This window comes from Pseudomonas sp. CF161, assembly GCF_000416215.1.
Classification (GTDB): Bacteria; Pseudomonadota; Gammaproteobacteria; order Pseudomonadales; family Pseudomonadaceae; genus Aquipseudomonas.
On record NZ_ATLP01000111.1, the window covers coordinates 120,623 to 147,589 of the forward strand.

The following is a 26,967-nucleotide window of genomic DNA, read 5'->3' on the forward strand; positions in this document are numbered from 1 at the left end:
CAGTCTCCGTTAGTGGTCAGTCGGTGATAAAGACGGATCAGCCACCCGCTGCGCCTGTGCCGCCGCTGGCTTGACCCACAACATATATGCAACCACCAGCAGCACAATCCACACCGCGCCCACCATCAGCGCCGCCTGAGTCTGCGGGAAGTAACCCAGCACGCCAAAGATGAACAGCATGAAGACGATGGCCGCTGCCGGTGCCCAAGGCCAGAACGGCACCTTGAATTGCAACTGGGCAACCTGCTCGGCGTTCATGGAGCGACGCATGGCCACCTGGGTCACGAGGATCATCAGCCAGACCCAGACCGTGGCGAAGGTCGCGATGGACGCGATCAGCAGGAATACGTTTTCCGGAATCAGGTAGTTCAGCAGCACGCCGCCCAACAGGGCCGCCGCCATCACCACCACGGTCATCCACGGCACGCCCTGTTTCGACAGCTGGGCAAAGCCCTTGGGCGCCTGACCTTGCTGGGCCAGGCCATACATCATGCGCCCGGCGCCGAAGATGTCGCTGTTGATGGCCGACACCGCCGCCGAGATCACCACGATGTTGAGGATGGTCGCCGCCGAGGCGATGCCCAGGTTATCGAAGATCTGCACGAACGGGCTGCCCTGGGTGCCGATCTGCTGCCATGGGTAGATGGCCATCAGCACAAACAGGGTCAGCACGTAGAACAGCAGAATCCGCAGCGGCACGGCGTTGATCGCCTTGGGGATCACCCGGCGCGGGTCCTTGGCTTCGCCGGCGGTGATGCCGATGATTTCAATTCCGCCAAAGGCGAACATCACCACCGCGAACGAGGCGATCAGGCCACCGATGCCGTTAGGCATGAAACCGCCATGGGCCCACAGGTTGGAGACGCCCACTGCCTGGTCGCTGCCGGCCGAACCGATGCCGAACAGCATGATGCCGAAGCCGCCGAGAATCATCGCGACAATGGCCCCGACCTTGAGCAGCGACAGCCAGAACTCCATCTCGCCGAAGACCTTGACGTTGCACAGGTTGAGGCCGCCGATCAGCAGCACAATGCCCAGCACCCAGATCCAGCGGGCCACCTCCGGGAACCAGAAGCCCATGTAGATACCGAACGCCGTGACGTCCGCCAGGCAGACGATGATCATTTCAAACGCGTAGGTCCAGCCCAGGATGAAGCCCGACAACGGCCCCAGGTACTGGCTGGCGTAGTGCCCGAACGAACCGGACACCGGGTTATGCACGGCCATCTCGCCGAGGGCGCGCATCACCATGAAAACGGCTGCGCCACCAATCAGGTAGGCGAGCAAAACTGCAGGGCCGGCCATTTGAATGGCCGAGGCAGAACCGTAAAAAAGCCCGGTGCCGATGGCGGACCCCAAGGCCATGAACCGAATGTGGCGAGCCGATAGGCCGCGCTTCAATCCAGCTGTTTTCTGTTCCATTTCTTCGTCCCCTATTTATTCTTATCAGACGACCATTTCTTCCCGGGCACATGCACAGGAAGAATCATCAACAGACGCTCCGCGTCCATTTCGTGACGCCAGGCGTCACAGGCCGCACTTCCATGCCAGGCATGGAGACAATCAGCAGCCTCCCCTACTCGAGGCTCGGCAGCAGCCTGCACAGGCCCGGCGTGAAGGCCGGGCCGCGCAAGGCTTTGTGGTGATTACAGGCTTGGCAGCAACTTGGCCGATACCAGCTCGTTCAGGCAGCGCGAGGCCAGCAGCTCGCTTGCGGCATTGATGTCCGGCGCGAAGAAACGGTCCTTCTCGTAGAACGGCACTTTGGCGCGCAGGGCGCTGCGGGCTTTTTCCAGTTTGACCGAGGTTTTCAGGCCATCGCGCAGGTCCAGGCCCTGACAGGCCGCCAGCCATTCCACGGCGAGCACGCCACGGGTGTTTTCAGCCATTTCCCACAGGCGCTTGCCGGCGGCCGGCGCCATCGACACGTGGTCTTCCTGGTTGGCGGAGGTCGGGATGCTGTCCACCGAGTGCGGGTGAGCCAGGGCCTTGTTTTCGCTGGCCAGGGCGGCGGCCGTGACCTGGGCGATCATGAAGCCGGAGTTGACCCCGCCATTGGCCACCAGGAACGGCGGCAGTTGCGACATGTGCTTGTCCATCATCAGCGAAATGCGGCGCTCGCTCAGGGAGCCGATTTCGGCGATGGCCAGGGCCATGTTGTCGGCGGCCATGGCCACCGGCTCGGCGTGGAAGTTGCCACCGGAAATCACGTCGCCTTCGGCGGCAAATACCAGCGGGTTGTCGGAAACGGCGTTGGCTTCGACCACCAGCACTTCAGCCGCCTGGCGCAGTTGAGTCAGGCAGGCGCCCATCACTTGCGGCTGGCAGCGCAGGGAGTACGGGTCCTGGACCTTGTCGCAGTTCTCGTGGGAGGCCGACACTTCACTGGCCTCGCCCAGCAGGTCGCGGTAGGCCGCGGCGGCATCGATCTGGCCACGCTGGCCACGGGCTGCGTGAATCCGCGCGTCGAACGGCGAGCGCGAACCCAGCACCGCCTCGACCGTCAGGCCGCCACAGGCCAGGGCGCCGGCGAACAGGTCTTCACCTTCGAACAGGCCGCGCAAGGCATAGGCGGTGGAGACCTGGGTGCCATTGAGCAGGGCCAGCCCTTCCTTGGCCGCCAGGGTCAGCGGCTTGAGACCGGCAACCTTCAGCGCTGCGGTGGCTTCCAGCCATTCGCCCTTGTAGCGCGCCTTGCCCTCGCCCAGCAGCACCAGCGACATATGGGCCAACGGTGCCAGGTCACCGGAGGCGCCTACCGAACCCTTGAGCGGAATGTGGGGATAAACCTCGGCGTTGATCAGCGCGATCAGGCCATCGATCACCTGGCGGCGGATACCCGAGAAACCACGGCTCAGGCTGTTGACCTTGAGCACCATGATCAGGCGCACCAGGTCATCGCTGATCGGCTCGCCGACACCGGCGGCGTGGGACAGCACCAGCGAGCGCTGGAGGTTTTCCAGGTCGGCGCTGGCAATGCGGGTCGAGGCCAGCAGGCCGAAACCGGTGTTGATGCCATAGGCGGTGCGGTTTTCCGCGAGGATCTGCTCGACGCAGGCAACGCTGGCGTCGATCTGGGCCGAGGCACTGTCATCCAGGCTCAGGGTCACCGGTTGCTGATAGATGGCACGCAGTTGAGCCAGGCTCAGTTGGCCGGGGATAAGGTTAAGCGCAGTCACATTCATTCTCCTTTTGAGAGTTTTATTAACTTGCCAGTCGCTCCGGATAATTCCGTTGTCCGTCGCCACCCGCTGGTTGAGCGCAGTGGCGCCTTGGCACGCTGGCGTGTGTAGAAATCAGTACAGCTTCGGTAAAACGTTTTCGAGCAGTGTCGGGTCTTGCAACATCGAGGCGGCGCTGGCGATGTCCGGCGCCAGCCAGCGGTCCTGGTCATAGGCCGGGACCCGCTCGCGCAGCAGCTTCCAGGCGCGGCCGGTGCCCTGGCCAAAGCCCTGGGGCTTGAGAAATTCGAAGGCCTGGGCCGCCAGCAGGTACTCGATGGCGAGGATCTGACGGCAGTTCGCCAGGGCCCGGTGCAGCTTCAGCGCGGCGTTGGTGCCGAGGCTCAGGTGGTCCTCCTGCAGGCCCGAGGTCACGTAGTTGTCGAGCACCGCCGGTTGCGCCAGCTGGCGGTTTTCCGCGCACAGCGACGCGGCCACGTATTGCACGATCATCATTCCGGAGTTGACCCCCGGGTTGCTCACCAGGAACGCCGGCAGGCCGCTGACATGGGGGTTGATCAGGCGATCCAGGCGACGCTCGGCGATCGAACCGATTTCCGCCATGGCGATCGCCAGCAGGTCCGCGGCCATGGCCACCGATTGACCGTGAGGATTGGCCTGGGACATCACCCGGTAGTTGTCCGGCGTGCCCAGCAGCAGCGGGTTGTCGGTGGCGGCGTTGAGTTCGGTTTCAATCTGGCGCGTGGCGTGGGCCAACTGGTCGCGGGCCGCGCCGTGCACCTGGGGAATCGAACGAATGCTCAAGGCATCCTGGGTGCGAATGCCCAGGCTGTTGGCGATCACTTCGCTGCCTTCAAGCAGGCTGCGCAGGTTAGTGGCCACCTGTTGCATGCCCGGGTGCGGCTTGAGGGCGATGATCTCGGCGTCGAACGCGGCAATCTGCCCGCGCAGGGCTTCGAAACTCATGGCGCCGATCACATCGGCCCATTGCAGCAGGCGCGTGGCATCGGCCAATGCCAGGCAACTGAGGCCGGTCATGCACGGCGTGCCGTTGACCAGGCACAACCCGTCCTTGGCCCCCAGCTGCACCGGCTGCAACCCTTCCGCTGCCAGAGCCTGCGCGGCCGCGACCACCTGGCCGCGATAACTGACCTGGCCTACCCCCAGCAGGGTGATGCTGATATGCGCCATGTGGGTCAGGTAACCCACCGAGCCCTGGGACGGCACCTGTGGCGTGATTCCGCGATTGAGCAAGTTCAGCAGCGCCTCGACCACCGGCCGCTGCACCCCGGATTTGCCCTGGCTGAAGTTGATGATGGCGGCGCAGAGAATGGCCCGGGTCTGCTCGTCACTCAACACCGGGCCAACGCCGCAGGCGTGGCTGAGCAAGGTGTTGCGCGACAGCTGGCTGAGTTGCTCGCCCTCGAGCGAGACGTTGCACAACGCCCCCAGGCCAGTGCTGACGCCATAGGCGCGCTCGCCGCTGGCGACGATGCGCTGGACGATGGCCTGGGCATTCTCGACCCGCGCCCAGGCCTGCTCCGAGAGCACCAGTTGCGCGCCCTGGCGAGCGACGGCGACGACATCCTGCCAACGCAGCGGGGCGTCGGCGATAACGACTGTTTCAGCCTGGGACATGTCCAGCCTCATACCGAGTGAATGACGGTGCAGCAGCCACGGTGCTCATCAGACCACCGCCGCGCGACGCTGGACGAAACGGTCGACGTACTCGTCGGCCGGCGAATGCAGGATCTCCTTCGGCGTACCGACCTGAATCAGGCGGCCGTCCTTGAGGATCGCAATGCGGTTGCCGATGCGCACCGCCTCATCCAGATCGTGAGTGATAAAGACGATGGTCTTGTGCAGGGTCTTTTGCAGCTCCAGCAACTGGTCCTGCATTTCGGCGCGGATCAGCGGATCGAGGGCGCTGAAGGCTTCGTCCATCAGGATGATGTCGGTGTCCGCCGCCAGCGCCCGGGCCAGGCCGACCCGTTGGCGCATGCCGCCGGAAAGCTGGTGCGGGTATTTGTTTTCATAGCCCTTGAGGCCCACGGTATTGATCCAGTGCAGCGCCCGTTCGGCACAGACCTGCTTGCTCTCGCCGCGCACTTTCAGGCCGTAGGCGACGTTGTCCAGCACGCTCTTGTGGGGCAACAGGCCGAAGCTCTGGAACACCATGCTGATCTTGTGCCGGCGAAACTGGCGCAGGGCGTCCATGTCGTATTGCAGGATGTCTTCGCCGTCCACCAGGATCGCGCCGCTGGTGGGGTCGATCAGGCGATTGAAGTGGCGCACCAGGGTCGACTTGCCGGAGCCGGAGAGGCCCATGATCACGAAGATTTCGCCGGTGCCGATGCTCAGCGACAGGTCGTTGACCCCGACCACGCAGCCGGTTTCGGCCAGCACCTGATCCTTGCTCTTGTTCTGGCGGATCATGTTCAAGGCATCGGCGGAACGATTGCCGAAGATCTTGAACACGTTCTTGACTTCGATTTTGCTGATGGCTGTGTTGCTCATGGGTTCACCTCATGGCGTGGACGACCATAGGCCTGGGTAATCCGATCGATCACCACCGCCAGAATCACGATGGCCAGCCCCGCTTCCAGGCCGCGCCCGACGTTGAGGGTCTGGATGCCCACCAGCACGTCTTCGCCCAGGCCACGGGCACCGATCATCGAGGCAATCACCACCATCGACAGGGCCATCATGGTGGTCTGGTTGATCCCGGCCATGATGCTCGGCAGCGCCAGCGGCAATTGCACGCCGAACAGCTGCTGCCAGCGATTGGCGCCAAAGGCGTTGATCGCTTCCATGACCTCGCGGTCGACCTGGCGAATCCCCAGGTCGGTGAGGCGGATCAGCGGCGGCGCGGCGTAGATAACGGTGGCGAAGATCGCCGGCACCTTGCCCAGACCGAACAGCATCAGCACCGGGATCAGGTACACGAAGCTGGGCATGGTCTGCATGATGTCGAGCAGCGGCATCAGCACCGAACGCAGGCGATTGCTGCGCGCCGAAAGGATGCCCAGGGGAATGCCGATCAGCACCGAAATCACGGTCGCCACCAGCATCAGTGCCAGGGTCTGCATCAGCTTGTCCCACAGCCCGACGGCGCCCACCAGAAACAGCAGGCCGACGATCACCGCAGTGGTCAGCACCTTGCGCGTCGCATGCCAGGCAATGCCGCCGACAATGGCCAGCATCAGCCACCAGGGCGCCATGCGCAGCAGGCCTTCGAGGTTGACGATGGCCCACAGCAGGGTGTCGGAGATGTGGCGGAATACATCGCCGTAATTAGTCACCAACGAGTCAACCCAAGCGTTGACCCAATCGGCGATAGAAAATGTGAAACGCTCAGGAAACATAAGCAACTCTCGATCAAGGGGGGATGTGGCGTCGCTTGCGGCAGCCAGTGCTGACGGCCGCAAAGGCTCTACCTACAAGGCCGCGTCGATTTTCTTGGCCGCATCGTCGCTTACCCATGCATGCCAGACTTCAGGATGTTCCTTGAGAAAGATTTTCGCCAACTTCGGTGATTCGATGCGCTCCTTGGTCATCCGCGCCAGGTTCTGGTTCAGCAGATCGATCGGCAGGTTGACCTTTTCCAGCACCGCGACCAGCTCCGGCGCCTGCTCGTGGAACACCTTGGACAGGCCGACCTTGATGGTCACGCTTTTATCCACGCCGGGTTTTTCCTCGAGCTTCACCAGGTCGACCTGGCCCATCAGCGGAGTCGGCGACCAGTAGTAAAACAGGATCGGCTCGCCACGCTTGTAGCTCGACAGCACAGCGGCATCCAGGGCCGGGCCGGTGCCCGGGCGGAAGTTGGTGTAGCTGCTTTCCAGGCCGTAGCTCTTGAGCATTTCACTGTTGTCCAGCTCACAGGTCCAGCCGGCCGGGCAGTTGTAGAAACGGCCTTTGGCAGGCTCTTCCTGATCCTTGAACACCGCTGAATACTTGGCCAGGTCGGCGATGTTCTTCAGGTCCGGCGCCTTGGCTTGCAGCTTGCGCTTGGCATCGCCCTCGATCACGTAGCGCGGCACGTACCAGCCTTCGACGGCCCCCACCACCGGGGCGCCGACACCCACCACCTTGCCGGCCTTCTCGGCCTTGTTCCAGACTTCGCTGCGGCCAACCCACTCCTCGGCGAATACTTGAATGTCGTTGCTGCCCAGGGCGTTCTCCATGGTGATGGAGTTGCCGGGCAAGGTGTCGGTCTTGCAGTCGTAGCCTTTTTCCAGGACCACTTGCAGCACGTCGGTCAGCAACATGCCGCTTTCCCAGTTCAGCCCGGCGAACTTCACCGGTTTGCCGGATTCGCACCAGCCGGCGGCCTGGGCAGCACCGGTACTGGCCAGCAGGCCCATGGAAAGCAGAGTGGTCAGCAGGGTCTTATTGATGCGCATTGTGTGACGCTCCTAATCATGAATTGGCATACGGCAGTCAAGAGGCATCCAGCCCTATCCACGTCCAATCAGGCTCACACCGCGCTTGCGCGGGCCGCCCCACTCAGCTTTTGTTCGGTGACCGCGTCCTGCTCTACCGGCAGGATCAAGCGATCGGGTACCGCGCCATGCCATTTTTTGGCGGCGAAGTAGTACAGCATTGCCGGCACCACCAGGCCGATGATCCAGGAGATATCGGTGTCCCCCAGGCTCGCCACCAGCGGACCGGTGTAGAAATGGGTGGAGATGAACGGCATTTGAATCAACACACCAAACACGTAAATGCTGATGCCCATGAGGTTCCAGCGCCCGTACCGGGCATTGGGGTCCGAGAGCGCGGGAATGTCATAGCGCTCTTTGGTGATGCAGTAGAAGTCCACCAGGTTGATCGCGCTCCAGGGCGTGAAGAACGCCAGCAGGAACAGGATGAACGCGGAGAAGTCCTTGAGGAACGAGTCCTTGCCCAGCAGTGCCAGGGACGCCGCGATCGAGACCATGATGAAGATGTACAGCAGGCGCACGCCGCTGCCGATGTGCCGGCTGCCGCGAAAGCCACTGATGATGGTGGCGATCGACATGAAGCTGCCGTAGGCGTTGAGGGTGGTCACTGTCACCTTGCCGAAGGCCACGGCGAAGTACAGCAGGCCGGCAACGATCCCGGTGCCCCCCAGGCCGACGATAAACGACACCTCGTGGTGGGCAAACTGCGAACCGGCCAGGGCCGCCGCGAACACCCCGAACACCATCGCCGCCTGCGCGCCGATCACCGAACCCAGGCCCACGGCCCAGAAGGTCTTGGTCGCCGAGGTGCTGCGCGGCAGATAACGCGAGTAGTCGGCCACATAAGGGCCGAAGGCGATCTGCCAGGAGGCCGACAACGACACCGCCAACAGAAAGCTCGAAAGAGAAAAATGCTTGTTACCCAGCAGCGCGCCAATGTCGTTGCCGGACAGCAGTTTGTAGAACAGGTAAATGAAGGCCACGACCCCCAGCACGCTGGCGACCCGGCCAATGCCGTGAATCACCCGATAGCCGAAGATGGTGAAGACCATGATCGAACCGGCAAACAGCACGATGCCGACCCAGTCCTGGACCTGCAGCAGTTGCGCCACCGCCTGCCCCGCCAGCAACGAGCCGCTGGCCGAGAAACCGATGTACATCAGGCACACCAGCACCAGGGGAATCACCGCACCGTAGACACCGAACTGCACACGGCTGGAGATCATCTGCGGCAGGCCCAGTTGCGGTCCTTGTGCCGCGTGCAGCGCCATGACCCCGCCGCCGATCAGTTGCCCAAGCAACAGGCCGATCAGCGACCAGAACACATCACCGCCCAGCACCACGGCCAGGGCCCCGGTGACAATTGCAGTGATTTGCAGGTTGGCACCCAGCCATAGGGTGAACTGACTCAATAGACGACCGTGTCTTTCCGCTTCCGGGATGTAGTCGATCGAACGCCTTTCGATCAACGGTTTACTGCTTGCACGATCATTCGATAAAGCCATTTACGTCGAACCTCTATGGGCACTGCAGACGATTTGCGGCTCCGACAGGAGCGTTTTTTGTAGCGGCGGGAGCCGGTGGACCGGCCCCCGCGATACGGCTTACTTGCCGGTGATCATCGGCAGATTCAGGCCTTGCTCCTTGGCGCAGTCGATAGCGATCTGATAACCGGCGTCGGCGTGACGCATGACACCGGTGGCCGGGTCGTTGTGCAGCACGCGCGCGATACGCTCGGCGGCTTCATCGGTACCGTCGCAGACGATGACCATCCCCGAGTGCTGGGAGAAGCCCATGCCGACGCCGCCACCGTGGTGCAGCGAGACCCAGGTCGCGCCACTGGCGGTGTTGAGCAGGGCGTTGAGCAGTGGCCAGTCGGACACGGCGTCGGAACCATCCTGCATCGACTCGGTTTCGCGGTTCGGGCTGGCGACCGAACCGGAGTCCAGGTGGTCGCGACCGATCACGATCGGCGCCGACAGTTCACCGCTGCGCACCATTTCGTTGAATGCCAGGCCGAGCTTGGCACGCAGGCCCAGGCCGACCCAGCAGATACGCGCCGGCAGGCCCTGGAAGCTGATGCGCTCGCGGGCCATGTCCAGCCAGTTGTGCAGGTGGGCGTCGTCGGGGATCAGTTCCTTGACCTTGGCGTCGGTCTTGTAGATGTCCTGCGGGTCGCCGGACAGCGCGGCCCAACGGAACGGACCGATGCCACGGCAGAACAGCGGACGGATATAGGCCGGTACGAAACCCGGGAAGTCGAAGGCGTTTTCCACGCCCTCTTCCTGGGCCATCTGCCGGATGTTGTTGCCGTAGTCGAAGGTCGGAATGCCTTGTTTCTGGAAGTCGAGCATGGCCTTGACGTGCACCGCCATGGATTGCTTGGCGGCCTTGACCACGGCGGCAGGCTCGGTCTTGGCGCGAGTGCGGTACTCGTCCCAGGTCCAGCCGGCTGGCAGGTAACCGTTGAGCGGATCGTGGGCGCTGGTCTGGTCGGTGACCATGTCCGGGCGCACGCCACGCTTGACCAGTTCCGGGAGGATTTCCGCGGCGTTACCCAGCAGGGCAATGGAGATGGCCTTGCCTTCCTTGGTGTATTTCTCGATGCGGGCCAGGGCGTCGTCGAGGTCGCGGGCTTGTTCATCGACGTAGCGGCTGTTGAGGCGGAAATCGATGCTGACCTGCTGGCATTCGATGTTCAGCGAGCAGGCACCGGCCAGGGTCGCGGCCAGCGGCTGGGCGCCACCCATGCCGCCGAGGCCGGCGGTGAGGACCCAGCGGCCTTTCAGATTGCTGTTGTAGTGCTGGCGACCGGCTTCGACGAAGGTTTCGTAGGTGCCCTGGACGATGCCCTGGCTGCCGATGTAGATCCAGCTGCCGGCGGTCATCTGGCCGTACATGGCCAGGCCCTTGGCATCCAGTTCGTTGAAGTGTTCCCAGCTGGCCCAGTGCGGCACCAGGTTGGAGTTGGCGATCAGTACCCGCGGTGCATTGCTGTGGGTCTTGAACACGCCGACCGGCTTGCCCGACTGCACCAGCAGGGTTTCATCGTCATTGAGGTTGGTCAGGCTCTCGACGATCTTGTCGTAGCACTCCCAGTTGCGCGCGGCGCGACCAATGCCGCCGTAGACCACCAGCTCTTTAGGGTTCTCGGCGACTTCCGGATCGAGGTTGTTCATCAGCATCCGCAGCGGCGCTTCTGTCAGCCAGCTCTTGGCGGTCAGCTTGTTGCCGCGGGCAGCGCGAATTTCGACGTTCCGGTATTTAGTAGGTTTGTTGTCAGTCACGGAAAAAATCCTCAGCAATCAATCCAAACCAACCCAGGCAGTGGGCCAGCAAGCCTGCGCGCAGGGGTTGCGCTACAAGCGAATCAGCAAGGGCGCGAAGAGGAAATCACCTCACTCTTACGCACACATATTTACTTGTACATACAAGCATATGCAATCAAGCGGCCAACTCGGGAAACGACCACCGAAGAAAACCAGGTGCAGGCGTGTACGCCTTGAAAATAAAGGCTTTGCGAGGAAGGGATTTTTTTCGCGGGATTGTTCGAGGGCGGTAACGGCTGTTACCAAGGCGTGGTTTTGCGCCACGCTGGGGCATTCGGTAACAAACTGGTGCGCGATGGGGAAACGCCAGTCCCACAAAAGCTGTAACCCCTGCCGAGCCCGCAAGGCTGCGCTGGGCGGCTCGGACGACGGGGTTTTCCAGGGAGCGCTGCGGCGTCGGTCAGGGCCAGCGCAGCCTCGCGGGCTCGGCAGCGGCTACAGGGATGGGGGGGGGGTTAGAGGTGTGTGAGCTCGATCACGCAGCAGCGGCCGCCGAGGGCGACCTCCAGCAATGCGGCATTGCCGTCCAGTTGCAGGCAATCGTGGCAACCCAGCTCGTGTAACGCGCCGTCATTGATCGTTACCTGCAACTGCTCAGTCACGCTGAATATCAGCAGGGTGCTGGCCTGGCTGAAGAAACGCTGCTCGCCTTCGAGCCATTGCAGGCGCGCTTTATAGCGGTCGGCGGCGTAGATCAGGTTGAAGTCGCGAATCGGACCGTCCAGCAGGTTGCAGGTCACCTGGCTCGCGCCACTGAAGGCGAAGGGGTCGAGGGGCAGCAGCGGGCGGGTCTCGTGGCCATCCACCGTCAGCGCCATGCCGCTGCCTTGCAGCACGGTGATGATCCGCTGGTAACCGGCAAAGCTGGAAAAACCACCGGACTCACCGATATCGGCAATCGACAGGCGCCAGCCAAACCCTTCCAGGCCAACGCCGGCATCACGGGTGATTTCTTCGGTGCTGCCACCGCCGTTCTTCCAAGGCATGCGCGGGTAGTCGGTGGCGCGCAAAAGCTTCAACTGGGTCATTTATGAAAACGTCCTTCCAGACGATGACGGGAACCGGGGTGGATCAAGCGCGCCGCGGTCACTGGCTGGCGACCGGACCAGGTGCGGCGCCGGATCAGCAGGCACGGCTCGCCGCGCTCGATCTGCAACAGCCGGCACTCCTCGGCCTCGGCCAGGATCGCCTCGACCACATGCTCGCCCTCGGTCAGCGGGGCCACCTGGTTCAGGTAGGCGTAGGGGGTTTGCAGGGTGAAGTCTTGCTTGAGGTACTCCGGCGCCACCAGGGCGTTGACGAAACGGTCTTCGATTTGCACCGGAATATCGTTTTCGAAATGCACGATCAGCGAGTGGAACACCTTCTGCCCTTCGCGCATGTCCAGGGCCACGGCACGCTCGGAGCCGGCGGCCTCTTCACCCAGGGTGATGACCTTGCAGGTGTGGCGATGGCCACGGGAGGCAATCTCGTCGGCAATGTTATGCACTTCGAACAGCGCCGACTGGCTCTTGGGTTCAGCAACAAAGGTGCCGACGCCCTGCATCCGCACCAGCATGCCCTCGGCAGTCATTTCGCGCAGGGCACGGTTGATGGTCATGCGGCTGAAACCCAGCTGGTTGACCAGTTCACTTTCCGACGGAACGCGGTAGTGCGGCGGCCAGTTTCCGCTCTCGATCTGCTGGGTAATCATCTGTTTGACGCGGGCGTACAAGGGCGCCGGACTATCGCCCAAGTGGGCGGCCAGCGGGGAGTTGGCAGTCGGAATCGGCACAGGGAATCCTTGTTCGTGAATAAAGGGGGCTAGCTTGCCGGAGTTTACCGAGCAGGCAAACGTCTGTATATGTATATACAAATAACACACGATGGGGTGCTGAACCATGTCCGCCTTCTTTGCCGAACGCGCGCTGCTGCCTAATGGATGGGCCAACAATGTACGTCTTGAGGTCAGCGCCGACGGCCTGCTGACCCACATCCAGGCCAACGCCGATGCGCAAGGCGCCGAACGGGTCCGGGGCCCGCTGCTGCCGGGCATGCCCAACCTGCACTCCCATGCCTTCCAGCGGGCGATGGCCGGCCTGGCGGAAGTCGCCGGCAACCCCAATGACAGCTTCTGGACCTGGCGCGACCTGATGTATCGCCTGGTCGGCAAGATCAGCCCCGAGCAGTTGCACGTCATCGCGCGCCAGCTGTATATCGAAATGCTCAAGGCCGGCTACACCTCGGTCGCCGAATTCCATTACGTGCACCACGACACCAGCGGCCAGCCCTATGCGGATCCGGCCGAACTGGCGCTGCGTATCAGCCAGGCGGCCAGTTCTGCCGGCATCGGCCTGACCCTGCTGCCCGTGCTCTACAGCCACTCGGGCTTCGGCGGCCAGGCACCCAATGAAGGCCAGCGGCGCTTTATCAACAGCACCGAAAACTACCTCAAGCTGCAATCGCGTCTGCAACCGCTGCTGGCTGCACAGCCGGCGCAACACCTGGGAGTGTGCTTTCACTCCTTGCGCGCGGTCACGCCGCAGCAGATCAGCGAGGTCCTGGCCGCCAGCGACCGACAGTGCCCGGTGCATATCCACATCGCCGAGCAGCAGAAGGAAGTCGACGACTGCCTGGCCTGGAGCGGGCGCCGGCCGTTGCAATGGCTGTATGAAAACACCGAGGTCGATCAGCGCTGGTGCTTGGTCCACGCCACCCATGCCAACCCGGAAGAAGTCACGCTGATGGCCAGGAGCCGGGCGATTGCCGGGCTGTGCCTGACCACCGAAGCGAACCTCGGGGACGGGATCTTCCCTGCGGTGGACTACCTGGCCCAGGGCGGGCGCATGGGCATCGGTTCCGACAGCCATGTGTCACTGAGCGTGGTCGAGGAACTGCGCTGGCTGGAATACGGCCAGCGTCTGCGCGACCAGCGGCGCAACCGCCTGTATGGCGCCGATCAGCCGATGGTCGGGCGCACCCTGTATGACGCCGCGCTGGATGGCGGCGCCGAAGCGCTGGGGCAAGCCATCGGCGCATTGGAAGTGGGCAAGCGTGCCGACTGGCTGGTGCTGGACGGCAACGACCCGTACCTGGCCACCGCCGACGGCGACGCCATTCTCAATCGCTGGCTGTTCGCCGGCGGCGACCGTCAGGTACGCGATGTGCTGGTCAACGGCCAGTGGGTGGTGCGCAACGGACGCCATGCCGGGGAAGAAGAAAGCAACCGCGCCTTCACCCAGGTCCTGCGCGAACTGCTCAACTGAACCCGCCCCCGCGCGCTTGCAGCGCGGGGAATCATTGTGGCGCGGGAGCTTGCTCGCGCCTGGCCGCGCAGCGGCCATCCCGGCCAAACGGGCAATTCAACAGTCCCCTGCCAATCGCCCTCGCCTCGGCGTTACTTGGAATTTTTCGCCATCACTGAATCCGACACCCGCCAGATCAGCCGTGTGGTGTCGTAGCCCTGCTGGCGTGCCCGGCTCAGCAAATCCTCACGGACTGTCTCGCTGACTTCCGGCTTGCGCGACAGCAGCCACAGGTAGCGCCGACTCGGGTCGCCGACAATGGCTGTCTTGTAGTCGTCGCTGACGTAAAGCACCCAGTAATCGCCCTTCGCGACCCCGGGCAGCAACCGGGAAAACCAGTTGTCGAACTCGACCCACAGCTTGTCGGTGTTACCCGGCACCTGCGGCGTCGCCGTGCCCCGCGCTTCTTCCCACTTCCACTCGGGCGTCAGGCAGCGGTTGAGCACCGCCACATTGCCTTCGGGCAACAGGGTGTAACGGGCTTCGGATTGCGCACAATTGCGCTGGAAGTACATCGGCAGTCGCGCCAGCTCGTACCAGGTCCCTTGGTAACGCTTGAGGTCGACGTGACTAACGGTCTTGGGCGCCAGCGAATCGTCCCGGGACGTGGCGCAGCCGGCCAAGAGCAGGCCGGCCAGAAGAGTGAATACCAAACGCATCATTATTTTTCTCCCGTGGGCACGTGGCCCCGGTTTACTTCAGGCCTTGCCCGGAAAACATCAGCACTTTGTCACCGGCGTACTGCACGCTGATAAAGCTGTTTTTGTCACCCCAGGTGCAGCTGGACATGCCCAGGGCGCCGGAGCAATCGGTCGGTTTGCCGAGCAGGTTTTCAACCTCGGCCTTGGGCATGCCCGCCGACAGCTTGGAATAGTTTTCCTGATTGACCTTGCTGCAGGCTGCCAGCAGCACGCAGAACGACAACAGAGCGAGGGAACGCAGCGACATGGTGAACTCCTGGACGGAAGGGGGAAGGCATGGCTGCCAACCAGAAGCTTAGAAGAGAAAACCCCGATCTGGTTCCCCATGACGACGGGTATTTATTACCGGCAAAAAACACGATTTGCGTCACAAATCAGGCACTTTCCCGAGGCCGAAAGCATTTCGTCGGCTTTGCCGAAACTCGCTTCAGTTTTGACGCTGGCAAGTCGACATATAGGCAGCGAAAAGCCCTCCACTGTGGCAAATTAGCGCACCCTCGTTGACCAGCCTCTCGCGGTAGTTCACTTAATGACCAGAAACATGAAGTTCAGCCACAAGATCCTGCTCGCCGCCGCCCTTGTGGTCGCCGTGGCGTTCGCCTGTTTCATCCTGTTCAACGACTACCGTCAGCGCGCAGCCCTGCGCAGTGGCACCGAATCCTCCATGCAGGAACTCGGCAGCCTGACCACCAGCAACATTCAGACCTGGCTCGAAAGTCGCATCCAGCTCCTGCAATCCCTGGCCCAGCAGATCGCCGTGGATGGCAACGGTGGCGACAGCCTGCAACGCAGCGTCGGCCTGCCGGCTTACGCCAGCAACTTCCAACTGAGCTATTTTGGCGGCCAGGACGGGGTGATGTTCTCGGTGCCAGCCGGCAACCGTGCCGCCGACTACGATCCGCGCGCCCGGGGCTGGTTCAAGGCGGCCAACAGCGCCGGCCGGACCATCGTCACCGAGCCGTACATCGCCGCGTCCTCCGGCAAGCTGGTGATCACCGTGGCCACGCCGGTGCAGCACCAGAACCAGTTTATCGGCGTGGCCGGCGCCGACATCGACCTCTCCAGCGTCAGCGCCATCATCAACTCGCTGAACTTCGGCGGCCATGGCCACGCGTTTATCGTCAGCGCCGACGGCAAGATCCTGATCCACCCGGACAGCAAGCTGGTGCTCAAAAGCCTGGGCGAGGCCTACCCCAACGGCGCCCCCAGCATCAGCCCGGGCCTGAAGGAAGTGGACGTGAACGGCAAACGCCAATTCATCTCCTTCACCCACGTCAACGGTGTGCCCTCGGCCGACTGGTACGTGGCGCTGGTGCTGGATCAGGACACCGCGTTCGCCATGCTCAGCGAGTTCCGCACCTCGGCGATCATTGCCATGTTTATCGCGGTGGTGATCATCATCGCCCTGCTCGGCATGCTGATCCGGGTGCTGATGCAACCGCTGCACCTGATGGGTCGCGCCATGCATGACATCGCCGAAGGCGAAGGCGACCTGACCAAACGCCTGAGCATCCACGGCCACGATGAGTTCGGCACCCTGGGCCTGTCGTTCAACCGGTTTGTCGAGCGGATCCACACCTCGATCACCGAGGTGTCCTCGGCCACCGGCCAGGTCAATGAGGTGGCGCTGCGGGTGGTGGCAGCCTCCAACTCGTCGATGTTCAACTCCGACCAGCAGGCCTCGCGTACCAGCAGCGTGGCCGCGGCGATCAACGAACTGGGGGCCGCCGCCCAGGAAATCGCCCAGAACGCCGCCCTCGCCTCGCAGCATTCCAGCGACGCGCGCAACCTGGCCGCCGAAGGCCAACAGGTGGTGGATCAGACCATCGCGGCCATGCACCAGCTGTCGGCCAAGATCAGCGATTCCTGCGGCAATATCGAAACCCTGAACAGCAACACGGTGAACATCGGGCAGATCCTCGAAGTGATCACCAGCATCTCTCAGCAAACCAACCTGCTGGCCCTTAACGCAGCCATTGAAGCGGCCCGCGCCGGTGAAGCCGGGCGTGGGTTTGCGGTGGTGGCCGACGAGGTGCGCAACCTGGCCCACCGGACCCAGGATTCGGCGCAGCAAGTGCAGAAGATGATCGAAGAGCTGCAAGTGGGCGCGCGCCAGGCGGTGAGCACCATGACCGAAAGCCAGCGCGAGAGCGAAAGCAGCGTGGGCATCGCCAACCAGGCCGGCGAGCGCCTGGGCAGCGTGACCCAGCGCATCGGCGAGATCGACGGCATGAACCAGTCGGTGGCCACCGCCACCGAGGAGCAGACCGCGGTGGTCGAGTCGATCAACGTCGACATCACCGAGATCAACACCCTGAACCAGGAAGGCGTGGAAAACCTGCAATCCACCCTGCGCGCCTGCGCCGACCTGGAACGGCAGGCGGCACGTCTGAAGCAGTTGGTGGGTAGTTTTCGGATCTGAGTGTTTAGCCGCTGGGGGGGCATCCGGGAGTACGGCAGCGGTCGTGAGGGCCAGCGCCGCCTTCGGCAGCGGCTACAAAACCTGTAGCTGCGCGGGCCCCATGCACCCACACAACTCACACGGGTGTACCTCGGCGATGGGGTCGGGACAGCTTAAAAACGCGAGCCAGGCTGGCTCAGGAAGGTCATTTCTTCAGCGGTGGATTCACGGCCGAGGATGGCGTTGCGGTGGGGGAAGCGGCCGAAGCGGGCGATGACCTTCTGGTGCCGTTCGGCGTAATCCAGGTGGTCGGCGAATACCGGGCGATCCTCCGCAGGCTGCTGGTCATGCAGGGCAGCAAAGCGCGATACGCCTTCGTTCTGCACCGCCAGGTTCTCGCAATGCTCGAACACCAGGTAGATGAACGCGCGCTGCATGGGCGGCAATTGCCGGTCAAAATCCGCGGCGATGCCCTGGGCCACCAGTGCTTGCGCACGCAGGTCACCGCTGAAGGCCTTGGGGGTTTCGCGAAAGATCATCCGTGGCAGTTGATCGAGCAACAACACCAGGGCCAGCCAACCGTGGGGGCCTTGCGCCCATTCGGTCAATCCGCCGGCCAGTGCCTGTTCGACCTGGGCCCCGAAGCGCTCGCGCGCTTCAAGATCCTGGCTGTCACGCTTGCCGAACCACAACCCGCCCTTGTCCGCCACAATCTCGGCCGGTTTTTCGGCTGAACCGAACCACCAATCGAGCAGGGGCTGCCAGGGCTGGGCCATGGGGTTACTCCTTGTGGTACGCGGTCACGCGGTCGACTTCTTCCTTCGAACCCAGGAACACCGCCACGCGCTGGTGCAGGCCTTCAGGCTGGATGTCGAGGATACGCTGGTGACCGTCAGTGGAAACACCGCCCGCCTGCTCCACCAGGAACGACATCGGGTTGGCTTCGTACATCAGGCGCAATTTGCCTGGCTTGGACGGGTCGCGAGCATCGCGCGGGTACATGAACAGACCGCCACGGGTCAGGATGCGGTGCACGTCGGCCACCATCGCGGCGATCCAGCGCATGTTGAAGTCTTTTTTCAGCGGGCCGGTCTCGCCTTCCAGCAACTCGCTCACGTAGCGCTGCACCGGGGCTTCCCAGTGACGCTGGTTGGACATGTTGATGGCAAATTCCTGGGTCGATGCCGGGATGGTCATGTTTTCGTGGGTCAGGACGAAGCTGCCCATTTCACGGTCCAGGGTGAAGCCTTTGACGCCGTCGCCCAGGGTCAGCACCAGCATGGTCTGCGGGCCGTAGATCGCGTAACCGGCAGCCACTTGCTGGGTGCCCGGTTGCAGGAAGGCTTTTTCGCTCAGGGCTTCGTTCTGGCTCAGGTGCTCGTTAGGGCAACGCAGTACCGAGAAGATGGTGCCGACCGACACGTTGATGTCGATGTTCGACGAACCGTCCAACGGGTCGAATACCAGCAGGTAGGCACCTTTGGGGTATTTGCCGGGAATCTGGTAGGCATTGTCCATTTCCTCGGACGCCATGCCGGCCAGGTGACCGCCCCATTCGTTGGCTTCGAGCAGGATCTCGTTGGAGATCACGTCGAGCTTCTTCTGCACTTCGCCCTGTACGTTTTCGGTGCCCATACTGCCCAGAACACCGCCCAGGGCGCCTTTGGAGACAGCGTGGCTGATTTCCTTGCAAGCACGCGCCACCACTTCGATCAGGAAGCGCAGATCGGCAGGAGTGTTGTTGCTGCGGGTCTGCTCAATCAAATAGCGACTCAGGGTAACGCGGGACATGGAAGGCTCCGGAGGATGGGGGACTAAAAACCCGCGCAGTTTAACGCGAGTCGAGGCGCATTTCCTCCTGTCAGACAGGGAACTGCCCAATAGAGTTCATGGACCGCTTTCAGCGTAGCTACAAAACAGCCTTTATGACTGACATCGCCGACGGCCCCGCCCATCGGCGGTGGCACAAGAGCAGGCGCCCTGGCCACGGCCGGCGATGGCAGCGGTCGATCAGGTTTTCGCCGCGGGTTTGCGCAACAGGCTGAAGGCCATGGCGCCCAGGGCCAGCACCCCAAGCAGCAAGACCGCCCACAGGGCGATTTTCTTCCAATCCGGCCCGCTCGCTGCCGGGGCGACCGAGGGGGTGGCGCTGGACGCAGCCAGCTGCAGCGCGCCATCGACCCGGGCCTGGCCCAGGGCCTTGAGGCGTTGCGGGCTGTAGTCCGGGATCAGGGTGGCCAATGGCAGGTTCGCCGCCGCGACCGTGGGGTTGCCCAGCGCCAGGGTGTAGGGGCCGGCGCCACGGGCCAGGAACACCAGTTGCGTGGCACGCACGGCAACCTTCAAGGCCGGGGCCTCGGCACCCAGGCCACCGCCGCGCTCGTCCACCGTCAACCTCAGTTGCTGCACGTTGCGCCCGGTCAGTTGCAGATCGTTCTGCACCACGTCCTGGCCATTCTGGGTCAGGCGATAGAGCAAACCACTGGTCAGCGGCTGCCAGGGTTGATTGTTGTCGTGGCGGCCGTAGAGGGTCACCGGTGCCAGGCTGTTGGGTTGGCTCAGCTCGACCTGCAGGCGCTCGACATTCAACCCCGTCGGCAACTGCCAGATGTACTCCCCGGCCTTGGGGCTGCTGCCGGCCAGCGGCTGCGACCACAGCAGGGGCAACGGCAGGCTGCTGGTACGGGTGCTTTGCAGTTGCGCCGAGGTCAGGATCGGCGCCGATTGCGGAGCGCTCCACAGCAGGCGCAGGTAACGCGCCGACTGCCCGGGCAAGCCGACTTCATGCTGCTCGATGCGCTCATCGGCAAACGACAGCCGCGCCACCTGCCCCTCTCCCCAGGCCTGCCAATGTTGCAGGTCGTCGCTGGCCTCGATGCTGAAACGCTGGAAACCATCGCGCTCGCTGGTCCAGTCGAGCACCAGTTGCTGCAAGGGTGCCTTGATCGCACTGGCGTCCAGCAGCCAGCCCCGCAGCACTTCTTCACCGGCCTCGAGCTGGCTGGACGGCTGCACCTCGACCAGGGTCCCGCTGGCGCTCGACTGCACGCGCACGCTCGGCGCCGCTTCGCTGGCATCCGCCGAGCTGTACAGCGGGAACCACTTGACCTCGGTCAGGCTGCGCTGTTCGCGGGTTTCGGCCTGTTCGCGGGCCAGGGCATAGGCCTGGGGTTCGCCGGCAGCGTTGAACACACGGATATCCCCCAGATCGCTCTGGCTGGCCTTGAGCTGCGCCGCCAGCGGCAGTTCCAGGCGATACCAGGGGCCCTCGCCGCTCAGGCTCAGCGGCAACTGGGACTTGAAGTCCGCGGGTTTTTCCTGGGCCGTGGCCGACAGCGCGACACACAGGCCCAGTGCCCCCAGCCAGCCCAGGTTCAGGTTCTGCTTCAAGACGACACTCCTTCGGTTTCAGGCTCTGGCCGGGGTTGATCCGGCTCTGCCTCGACGCGCTTGGGCGGCAGCGGGGCGAAATAGCCGACCACCAGCAGCAACACCCCAACGCCGATAAACGACACGATCCGCGCCAGCCCGCCACGGTTGCTCAATTCGACAAAGAACAGCTTGGCCACCACCAGGGCGATCAACCCCGCCCCCACCAGCCAGACCTCGCGACGATGGCGCAGGTGGCCGCCGATCATCAGCCCCAGGGCAATCAGGGTCCAGACGATGGACAACCCGGCCTGCACCCGCATCGAGCCGAGCAACGCATCGAGCTCGTACGGCACGCCGCTCCAATGGTGCGCGGCGCGCATCACCAGCGCGGTGAAGAACGCGAACAGCGAAATCCCCGCCACGGCCTGGGTGCCGCGCTCGGCATAGTCGACACGGATCGCCCATTGCTCGACCGCGCTGCGCGACCACATATAAACCCCGAACAAGGCAAACAGCAGCCCCAGCTCCAGCGGGTTGAGCAATGGCACGTACGGCAGAGGCTCGGCGCTGCCGTCGCTGGCGATGTTCGCCAGCCAGAACCAGCCCAGCATCAACACCGCCAGAGGCAAGGCCGCGTACAGCCGATACTCGCGGGCATGGGCCGCCACCGGCCATGGCCAGGCCCGTGGCGCGGCCATCAGCACCAGGTACAGGCTCGGCAGAATCGCCCAGCCCAACCAGCGCCAGGCGTTGTACTGCTCGGACAACAGCAGCAGGCCATAGCGCAGCTCCAGGGCCAGCACGCCGATCAGCAACCAGCAGCCGAGCACATGGGCGGCGCTTTGCAGGCGCGCCGGCAGCATCGATGCCAGGCGCCGCAGGCTGAAGAAATGCACCGCGAACACCAGCGCCCAGGCCAGCCAGCCACCACTCGCGGCCGGGTGGTAACGCGAATGCCAGGAGGCGATCAGCACCAGCGCCGCCACCGGCATCAACAGGCTGCACAGCAGGCCCAGCGAGGTCCACTTCAGGCGCACTGCCAGCCAGGCCCAGAGCAGCACACTGAGCGCGGCAATCGCCAGCAACAGGCTGCCTTGCAGGTGCACAGGGGCGAAGCGCAATACTTCCCGGACCAGGGCAAAACTCCACCAGCAGGCGCCCCAGGCCAGCAACAGATCCGACAGGTGTCCCAGTTTCAAGGCGTCGAACACCGGGCCATGGCTGCCGCGTTGCAAGCGCCAGGCGCCGACCAGCGCGGCCAGGGCCAGCACCATCGGCGTGCAGAAGTCAGCGTTGGCCAGCGGCCGCAGGCCCTCGCTGAGCAGCGGGCCGAACCCGTCGGCACCGGCCAGCAGGAAGGCGCTGCCGCCGATCACCTGCAACAGCAGGCCGAAAACGAAACTGGCGCGCTGCTGCAAATACAGGCTCAGCCAGATAATCAACAGGCCACTGGCCGCCCACACCCCGCTGGCGATGGACCACGGCAGGACAAACAGCACCGCCAGATTGATCATCATCAAGCCGGCCAGCAGCACCACCGACAACCCGCGCAGCAAGCGCACATCGTTGCGCACCATGTCGTCCCGGGCCGCCAGCAACATGCCGCCGATCAGCGCCAGGCCAATCAGCGAGGCGCTGAGCAGGCCATTCCAGCCGGCGCTGAACACCGCGCTGGAATCGCCTTCGGCACCCTGCAGGCGCAACAGGAACAACCCACCGCCCAACAGCTGCACGGCAAAGGCGGTGAACAGGAAGGTCCGCGATTGCAGGCGCAGGCCGACAAACAGCGTCGCCAAGCCGGCCAGGGCCCAACCGATGGCGGTGCCGTGAGTGAAGAAAAACAGCGGCGCCAGCAGGTACAGGAAGCTCAACCCCAGGCAGGCCAGAATCGGCAGCAACCCCGGCTCCCAACTCGACACCTGCTGCGGCTGGGCCTTGCGCAGTTGATAAAAGCTGAACAGCAGCGCAGCCCCCAACAACAGCGCGCCCAAGGGCGCGCCATCCAGCAGGCTGTTGCTGCCGGGGCGCAATTCGCCGAGGAAGGCCACCGCCGCGCCCAGTTGCAGCAACAAGGCAAATGCCCGGGCCAATGGCCGCTGCTGGCGCAAACCGAGCCAGAAGATCCCCGCGCCTTCGACCGCCCAGGCGGCGCTGGTCCAGCGTGCGTCCAGGCCCAAGGGAATCGCCAAGCTGGCGAAAATCACCCCCAGGGCCAGGCAGGTTTCGCCCAGCAACAAGGCGCGGCCGCCGCTCAGCAGCCGTGCCAGGCCCATGTAGAGGATGCCCAGCGCCAGGGCACTGAACGCCGCGCCGAACTCCAGGTGCTGCACCAGCGCGAACTGCAGGCCGAAACCTACCAGCGGCGGGCCGAACAGCATGCTGCCGTCGACGTAGTCGCCCTTGCGCGCCGACCAGCGCAGCAGTGCCTCGCGGCTGGCGTCTTGCGGCGCATCGGGCAGGTCCATGAGTGTGCGCCGGGCAAACAGCAGGCCGATCGCCAGGTACATCAGGAAGAACAACACCAGGAACGGCTCGGTGCTCCACAACAGCTGCGGCTCGTAGGAACGCAGGCCCCAGGCGAAACCGATGCCGAAGGTGCCGACAAAACCGATCAGGTTCAGCAGGCGCCAGGCCTTGAACCAGGCGATGGCGAGGATCCCGGCATTGAGCAGAGCAAAGTAGCTGAATAACGCGACGTGGCTGCCGGCCCCGGTGGAGGTCAGGATCGGCGCGGCAAAGCCGCCCAGGGCAGCGGCGGCGGCCAGGCCCAGGGCATTCTGGGTCACGGCCAGGATCGCCGAGAACAGCGTGACCGCCACCAGCAGGCCCAGGGCCGCCGATGGGTCGAGTAGCGGGTGCAGGCGCATGGCGGCAAAGACCGTCAGGTACAGCACGCCGATCCCCGTGCCTTGCAGCATCAACCCATAGTTGCTGTTGCGCAGCCGCAGCCACCAGCCCAGGCCCAGCAACCCCAGGGCGCTGGCGGCAACCCCGGCGTAACGCAATTCAATCGGCACCACCATGCCTTCGGTGGCATAGCGCAGCAGGAAGGCCAGGCCGAGGAACAACAGCAGCACGCCCACCCGCAGCACGGTGTTGCCGCCAAACAGCCACGTGCGCGCGCCGCTGATGGCGCGTTCGATCAAGTTGGGCTCCAAGGGTTCGGCAGCGGCCGCTGGCGCAATCGGCTGGCGCGCAGGCGGCGCCTGGCGCAGAACGTCGGCCGGTGGCGCCTGGGTGAATTCGCGAATGGTTGCCGGGCTCGGTTGCAGTGTGGCGGGCAGTTCCCAGACCAATTCCCCGGGCACAGGCTCGACAACCGGTGGCGGCTGAGGTTTTGCCGCCTGGGCCAGCAGAATCGGCAGCGCAGGTTCCGGCGCGGGCGCCGGGTTGACGCTCGGCGCTGCGCTGGCCGGGGCCGGCTCAGGCGTGCTGACGCCACTGCGTTCAAGGGAGGACAGACGCTGACCGAGGGCTGCCAGCGCGGTTTTGGCCTGCTGCAGCTCGCGGTGCAGTTCGCGGGCCTGGGCGCTGAGGCCACCGACCCGGACCGCCAGGCCAATGCCCAGACCCAGCAGCGCGCCGATCAGTGCATCGCTGAAGGACTCATCGAGCACCCAGCCCAGCACCAGCCCTATCAGCATGAAAATCCATTGCATGGTCGATATCCCTAAGCACCGAATCAGATCCTGCGCCAGCAGCCGCAGAAAAAACTGGCGCCCAGTATATCGACAAGGCCCAACAAACGTTGGGCCTTGTGCGCATTTCTAGAATTCTCTGAAAGTGCTTACTCCAGCGCCTTCCAGATCTCCGTGGCGTACTCGCGAATGGTTCGGTCCGAAGAGAACCAGCCCATCCGCGCACTGTTGAGCACCGCCGAGCGCCACCACTCCTTGGAGTCGTGCCAGCGCTCTTCGACCCGGGCCTGGGCCGCCCAGTAGGAATCGAAGTCGGCGCAGACCAGGAAGCGGTCGTAGTCAATCAGTGAATCGATAAGCCCGGTGTAGCGCGACGGATCATCCGGCGAAAACACCCCGCCACGGATCGCCTGCAACACATCGTTGAGCCGATGGGAGGCGGCGATATCCGGCGCCGCGCTGAACTCGCCGTTACGCTTGCGGGCCTCCACCTGCTGGGCGCTGAGGCCGAAGATAAACATGTGATCGGCGCCCACGCGTTCGCACATCTCGACGTTGGCGCCGTCCAGGGTGCCGATGGTCAGCGCGCCGTTCAGGCCGAACTTCATGTTGCTGGTGCCCGAGGCCTCGAAGCCCGCGGTGGAGATCTGCTCCGACAGGTCGGCCGCCGGGATGATGCTTTCCGCCAGGCTGACGTTGTAATTGGGCAGGAACACCACCTTGAGCAGGCCGCGCACGGTGGGGTCGTTGTTGACCGTACGCGCGATGTCGTTGGTCAGCTTGATGATCAGCTTGGCCTGGTGATAACTGGCCGCAGCCTTGCCGGCGAAGATCTTCACCCGCGGCACCCAGTCGATTTCCGGCTCGGCGCGGATCGCCTGGTACAGCGCCACGGTGTGCAGCAGGTTGAGCAACTGGCGCTTGTACTCGTGGATGCGCTTGACCTGCACATCGAACATGGCCGCCGGGTTGACCGAAATCCCCAGGCGCTCATGAATGATCGCCGCCAGGGCGCGCTTGCTGTGCAGGCGCTGCTCGGCGAACTGTTTGCGGAACCCGGGTTTTTCGGCAAAGGGCTCCAGTTTCAGCAGCAGCTCTTCGGGGTTGTCCAGCAGCTCGGGGCCGACCGCCTCGACCATCATCGCCGTCAGTTGGGCATTGGCCTGGTACAGCCAGCGGCGGAAGGTGATGCCGTTGGTCTTGTTGTTGATGCGCTCCGGGTACAGCTTGTGCAGCTCGGAGAACACCGTGCTGCGCATCAGTTGGGTGTGCAGCCCGGACACGCCGTTGACGCTGTGGGAACCGAGAAACGCCAGGTTGCCCATGCGCACCCGGCGGCCATTGTCTTCCTCGATCAGCGACACCGCGCGCAGCACGTCGAAGTCATGAATGCCCTTGGCCCGCAGCGAATCGATGTGCTGGGCGTTGATCAGGTAAATGATCTGCATATGCCGCGGCAACATGCGTTCCATCAGGCCGACCGGCCAGGTTTCCAGGGCTTCGGGGAGCAAGGTGTGGTTGGTGTAGGCCAGGGTTTCCACGGTGACTTGCCAGGCCGCATCCCAGGCGATGTCGTGCAGGTCGACCAACTGGCGCATCAGCTCGGCCACGGCGATCGACGGGTGAGTGTCGTTGAGCTGGATCGCCGCATGCTCGCCCAGGCTGAGCACCGAGCCATGCATATTTTTGTGGCGACGCAGCAGGTCTTGCAGCGAGGCCGAGACAAAGAAATATTCCTGGCGCAGGCGCAGTTCCTGCCCCGCTTCGGTGCTGTCGGCCGGGTACAGCACGCGGGAGATGCTTTCTGCCCGGGCAACCTCCGCCACCGCGCCCAAGTGGTCGCCGGCGTTGAAGCGCTCCAGGTGCAAGTCTTCCACGGCCCGCGCGCGCCACAGGCGCAGGGTATTCACGCTAGCACCGCGCCAGCCCACTACCGGCGTGTCATAGGCCACCGCGCGCACGGTTTCACTGGGGGTCCAGACCTGGATCGATTTGCCGCTGGCATCGAGCCGGGTTTCGACCCCGCCGCCAAAGCCGATCGGGTAGATCACCTCGGCGCGCTCGAACTCCCAGGGGTTGCCGAAATCCAGCCAGTGCTCGGTCTGTTCCTGCTGCCAGCCATCGACGATGGCCTGGCGGAACAGCCCGTGCTCATAACGAATGCCATAGCCATGGCCGGCGATGCCCAGGGTCGACATGCTTTCCATGAAGCACGCCGCCAGGCGCCCCAGGCCACCGTTGCCCAGGGCCGCATCCGGCTCCAGCAGACGAATGCGTTCCAGGTCGACGCCCAGCTCAGTGAGGGCATCGCGCGCCACGTCGAGCAGCCCCAGGTTGCTCAGGCTGTCATACAGCAGGCGGCCGATCAGGAATTCCAGGGACAGGTAGTACACCCGCTTCTGCCCCTTGCGATAAATTTGCCGGGTGTGATCCATCCAGTGTTCGACCATATGATCACGCGCCGCCAGGGCAATGGCTTCAAACCAGTCATGGTCAAAGGCGTGATCCGGGTCCTTGCCCACCGCGTAGGTGAGTTTGGTCAAGACGGCATCGCGGAATGCGGCTACCTCTGCTTCTCGTACAAGCGGTTCCTGAGACATCGATGCGACCTCGGG

Annotated in this window: 19 protein-coding genes and 1 pseudogene; 3 read left to right on the forward strand and 17 right to left on the reverse strand. The window is 63.8% G+C overall.

From position 1 onward, the window contains the following. Positions 1 to 9: 9 nt before the first annotated feature. The 10 genes from CF161_RS25435 to hutC form a co-directional block, all read right to left on the reverse strand. A complete protein-coding gene (locus CF161_RS25435; RefSeq protein ID WP_020299499.1) occupies positions 10 to 1,422 on the reverse strand; it encodes an amino acid permease in 1,413 nt (470 codons plus the stop codon). A gap of 224 nt (positions 1,423 to 1,646) precedes the next feature. Next, positions 1,647 to 3,185, reverse strand: coding sequence for a histidine ammonia-lyase (gene hutH, locus CF161_RS25440; RefSeq protein ID WP_156882732.1), 1,539 nt, complete (start codon positions 3,183 to 3,185; stop codon positions 1,647 to 1,649). Between the two features lie 111 nt (positions 3,186 to 3,296). Beyond that, positions 3,297 to 4,820: a histidine ammonia-lyase gene (gene hutH, locus CF161_RS25445; protein ID WP_020299501.1), complete on the reverse strand. Its 1,524-nt coding sequence runs from the start codon at positions 4,818 to 4,820 to the stop codon at positions 3,297 to 3,299. A gap of 48 nt (positions 4,821 to 4,868) precedes the next feature. Further along, complete coding sequence (locus CF161_RS25450) at positions 4,869 to 5,699, reverse strand: glycine betaine/L-proline ABC transporter ATP-binding protein (RefSeq protein ID WP_020299502.1); 831 nt, start codon at positions 5,697 to 5,699, stop codon at positions 4,869 to 4,871. Then, positions 5,696 to 6,547: a proline/glycine betaine ABC transporter permease gene (locus CF161_RS25455; protein WP_020299503.1), complete on the reverse strand. Its 852-nt coding sequence runs from the start codon at positions 6,545 to 6,547 to the stop codon at positions 5,696 to 5,698. The genes CF161_RS25450 and CF161_RS25455 overlap by 4 nt, the downstream gene beginning before the upstream one ends. A 72-nt stretch (positions 6,548 to 6,619) precedes the next feature. Then, positions 6,620 to 7,588, reverse strand: a complete 969-nt coding sequence (locus CF161_RS25460; RefSeq protein ID WP_020299504.1) for an ABC transporter substrate-binding protein — start codon at positions 7,586 to 7,588, stop codon at positions 6,620 to 6,622. 74 nt (positions 7,589 to 7,662) lie between these two features. Beyond that, positions 7,663 to 9,132 (reverse strand): cytosine permease, encoded by a 1,470-nt coding sequence (locus CF161_RS25465; RefSeq protein ID WP_043230364.1) that lies wholly within the window; start codon positions 9,130 to 9,132, stop codon positions 7,663 to 7,665. Positions 9,133 to 9,231: 99 nt separating this feature from the next. Beyond that, positions 9,232 to 10,914 (reverse strand): urocanate hydratase, encoded by a 1,683-nt coding sequence (hutU, locus tag CF161_RS25470; protein ID WP_020299506.1) that lies wholly within the window; start codon positions 10,912 to 10,914, stop codon positions 9,232 to 9,234. 497 nt (positions 10,915 to 11,411) lie between these two features. After that, complete coding sequence (locus tag CF161_RS25475; RefSeq protein ID WP_020299507.1) at positions 11,412 to 11,984, reverse strand: HutD family protein; 573 nt, start codon at positions 11,982 to 11,984, stop codon at positions 11,412 to 11,414. Continuing rightward, positions 11,981 to 12,649, reverse strand: coding sequence for a histidine utilization repressor (gene hutC / locus CF161_RS25480; RefSeq protein ID WP_238596131.1), 669 nt, complete (start codon positions 12,647 to 12,649; stop codon positions 11,981 to 11,983). Before hutC ends, CF161_RS25475 begins: the two co-directional genes overlap by 4 nt. A gap of 187 nt (positions 12,650 to 12,836) precedes the next feature. On the opposite strand from hutC, the gene CF161_RS25485 reads away from it, so the two are divergent. After that, entirely contained in the window at positions 12,837 to 14,201 is a 1,365-nt protein-coding gene (locus CF161_RS25485) for a formimidoylglutamate deiminase (protein WP_020299509.1), read from the forward strand. Positions 14,202 to 14,332: 131 nt separating this feature from the next. Here CF161_RS25485 and CF161_RS25490 read toward each other — a convergent pair whose 3' ends face one another. Together CF161_RS25490 and CF161_RS25495 are read right to left on the reverse strand one after the other, a co-directional pair. Further along, positions 14,333 to 14,902, reverse strand: coding sequence for a lipocalin family protein (locus CF161_RS25490; protein WP_020299510.1), 570 nt, complete (start codon positions 14,900 to 14,902; stop codon positions 14,333 to 14,335). A gap of 31 nt (positions 14,903 to 14,933) precedes the next feature. Then, positions 14,934 to 15,188, reverse strand: coding sequence for a lipoprotein (locus CF161_RS25495; protein ID WP_020299511.1), 255 nt, complete (start codon positions 15,186 to 15,188; stop codon positions 14,934 to 14,936). 294 nt (positions 15,189 to 15,482) lie between these two features. On the opposite strand from CF161_RS25495, the pseudogene CF161_RS33780 reads away from it, so the two are divergent. Together CF161_RS33780 and CF161_RS33785 are read left to right on the forward strand one after the other, a co-directional pair. After that, a pseudogene (locus CF161_RS33780) lies at positions 15,483 to 16,505 on the forward strand (cache domain-containing protein); the annotation flags it as partial. 93 nt (positions 16,506 to 16,598) lie between these two features. After that, positions 16,599 to 17,363, forward strand: a complete 765-nt coding sequence (locus CF161_RS33785; RefSeq protein WP_371106548.1) for a methyl-accepting chemotaxis protein — start codon at positions 16,599 to 16,601, stop codon at positions 17,361 to 17,363. A gap of 152 nt (positions 17,364 to 17,515) precedes the next feature. Here the strand turns inward: CF161_RS33785 and CF161_RS25505 are convergent, their stop codons facing one another. From CF161_RS25505 to CF161_RS25525, 5 genes are all read right to left on the reverse strand, one after another. Next, positions 17,516 to 18,118, reverse strand: coding sequence for a DUF924 family protein (locus CF161_RS25505; protein WP_020299513.1), 603 nt, complete (start codon positions 18,116 to 18,118; stop codon positions 17,516 to 17,518). A 4-nt stretch (positions 18,119 to 18,122) separates the two neighbouring features. Next, complete coding sequence (locus CF161_RS25510) at positions 18,123 to 19,133, reverse strand: class 1 fructose-bisphosphatase (protein ID WP_020299514.1); 1,011 nt, start codon at positions 19,131 to 19,133, stop codon at positions 18,123 to 18,125. A 219-nt stretch (positions 19,134 to 19,352) separates the two neighbouring features. Continuing rightward, the gene (locus tag CF161_RS25515; protein ID WP_020299515.1) at positions 19,353 to 20,732 is read right to left on the reverse strand and encodes a DUF3999 domain-containing protein; all 1,380 of its coding nucleotides are present in this window, start codon (positions 20,730 to 20,732) and stop codon (positions 19,353 to 19,355) included. After that, complete coding sequence (locus CF161_RS25520; protein ID WP_020299516.1) at positions 20,729 to 24,373, reverse strand: DUF2339 domain-containing protein; 3,645 nt, start codon at positions 24,371 to 24,373, stop codon at positions 20,729 to 20,731. The genes CF161_RS25515 and CF161_RS25520 overlap by 4 nt, the downstream gene beginning before the upstream one ends. 128 nt (positions 24,374 to 24,501) lie before the next feature. After that, the gene (locus tag CF161_RS25525; RefSeq protein ID WP_020299517.1) at positions 24,502 to 26,952 is read right to left on the reverse strand and encodes a glycogen/starch/alpha-glucan phosphorylase; all 2,451 of its coding nucleotides are present in this window, start codon (positions 26,950 to 26,952) and stop codon (positions 24,502 to 24,504) included. Positions 26,953 to 26,967: the final 15 nt, after the last annotated feature.

Coding starts and splice junctions, on each gene's coding strand:
- CF161_RS25435 (WP_020299499.1), bottom strand. CDS start 1,422: ATGGAACAGAAAACAGCTGGATTGAAGCGCGGCCTATCGGCTCGCCAC.
- hutH (WP_156882732.1), bottom strand. CDS start 3,185: ATGAATGTGACTGCGCTTAACCTTATCCCCGGCCAACTGAGCCTGGCT.
- hutH (WP_020299501.1), bottom strand. CDS start 4,820: ATGTCCCAGGCTGAAACAGTCGTTATCGCCGACGCCCCGCTGCGTTGG.
- CF161_RS25450 (WP_020299502.1), bottom strand. CDS start 5,699: ATGAGCAACACAGCCATCAGCAAAATCGAAGTCAAGAACGTGTTCAAG.
- CF161_RS25455 (WP_020299503.1), bottom strand. CDS start 6,547: ATGTTTCCTGAGCGTTTCACATTTTCTATCGCCGATTGGGTCAACGCT.
- CF161_RS25460 (WP_020299504.1), bottom strand. CDS start 7,588: ATGCGCATCAATAAGACCCTGCTGACCACTCTGCTTTCCATGGGCCTG.
- CF161_RS25465 (WP_043230364.1), bottom strand. CDS start 9,132: ATGGCTTTATCGAATGATCGTGCAAGCAGTAAACCGTTGATCGAAAGG.
- CF161_RS25475 (WP_020299507.1), bottom strand. CDS start 11,984: ATGACCCAGTTGAAGCTTTTGCGCGCCACCGACTACCCGCGCATGCCT.
- hutC (WP_238596131.1), bottom strand. CDS start 12,649: ATGATTACCCAGCAGATCGAGAGCGGAAACTGGCCGCCGCACTACCGC.
- CF161_RS25485 (WP_020299509.1), top strand. CDS start 12,837: ATGTCCGCCTTCTTTGCCGAACGCGCGCTGCTGCCTAATGGATGGGCC.
- CF161_RS25490 (WP_020299510.1), bottom strand. CDS start 14,902: ATGATGCGTTTGGTATTCACTCTTCTGGCCGGCCTGCTCTTGGCCGGC.
- CF161_RS25495 (WP_020299511.1), bottom strand. CDS start 15,188: ATGTCGCTGCGTTCCCTCGCTCTGTTGTCGTTCTGCGTGCTGCTGGCA.
- CF161_RS33785 (WP_371106548.1), top strand. CDS start 16,599: ATGTTCAACTCCGACCAGCAGGCCTCGCGTACCAGCAGCGTGGCCGCG.
- CF161_RS25505 (WP_020299513.1), bottom strand. CDS start 18,118: ATGGCCCAGCCCTGGCAGCCCCTGCTCGATTGGTGGTTCGGTTCAGCC.
- CF161_RS25510 (WP_020299514.1), bottom strand. CDS start 19,133: ATGTCCCGCGTTACCCTGAGTCGCTATTTGATTGAGCAGACCCGCAGC.
- CF161_RS25520 (WP_020299516.1), bottom strand. CDS start 24,373: ATGCAATGGATTTTCATGCTGATAGGGCTGGTGCTGGGCTGGGTGCTC.
- CF161_RS25525 (WP_020299517.1), bottom strand. CDS start 26,952: ATGTCTCAGGAACCGCTTGTACGAGAAGCAGAGGTAGCCGCATTCCGC.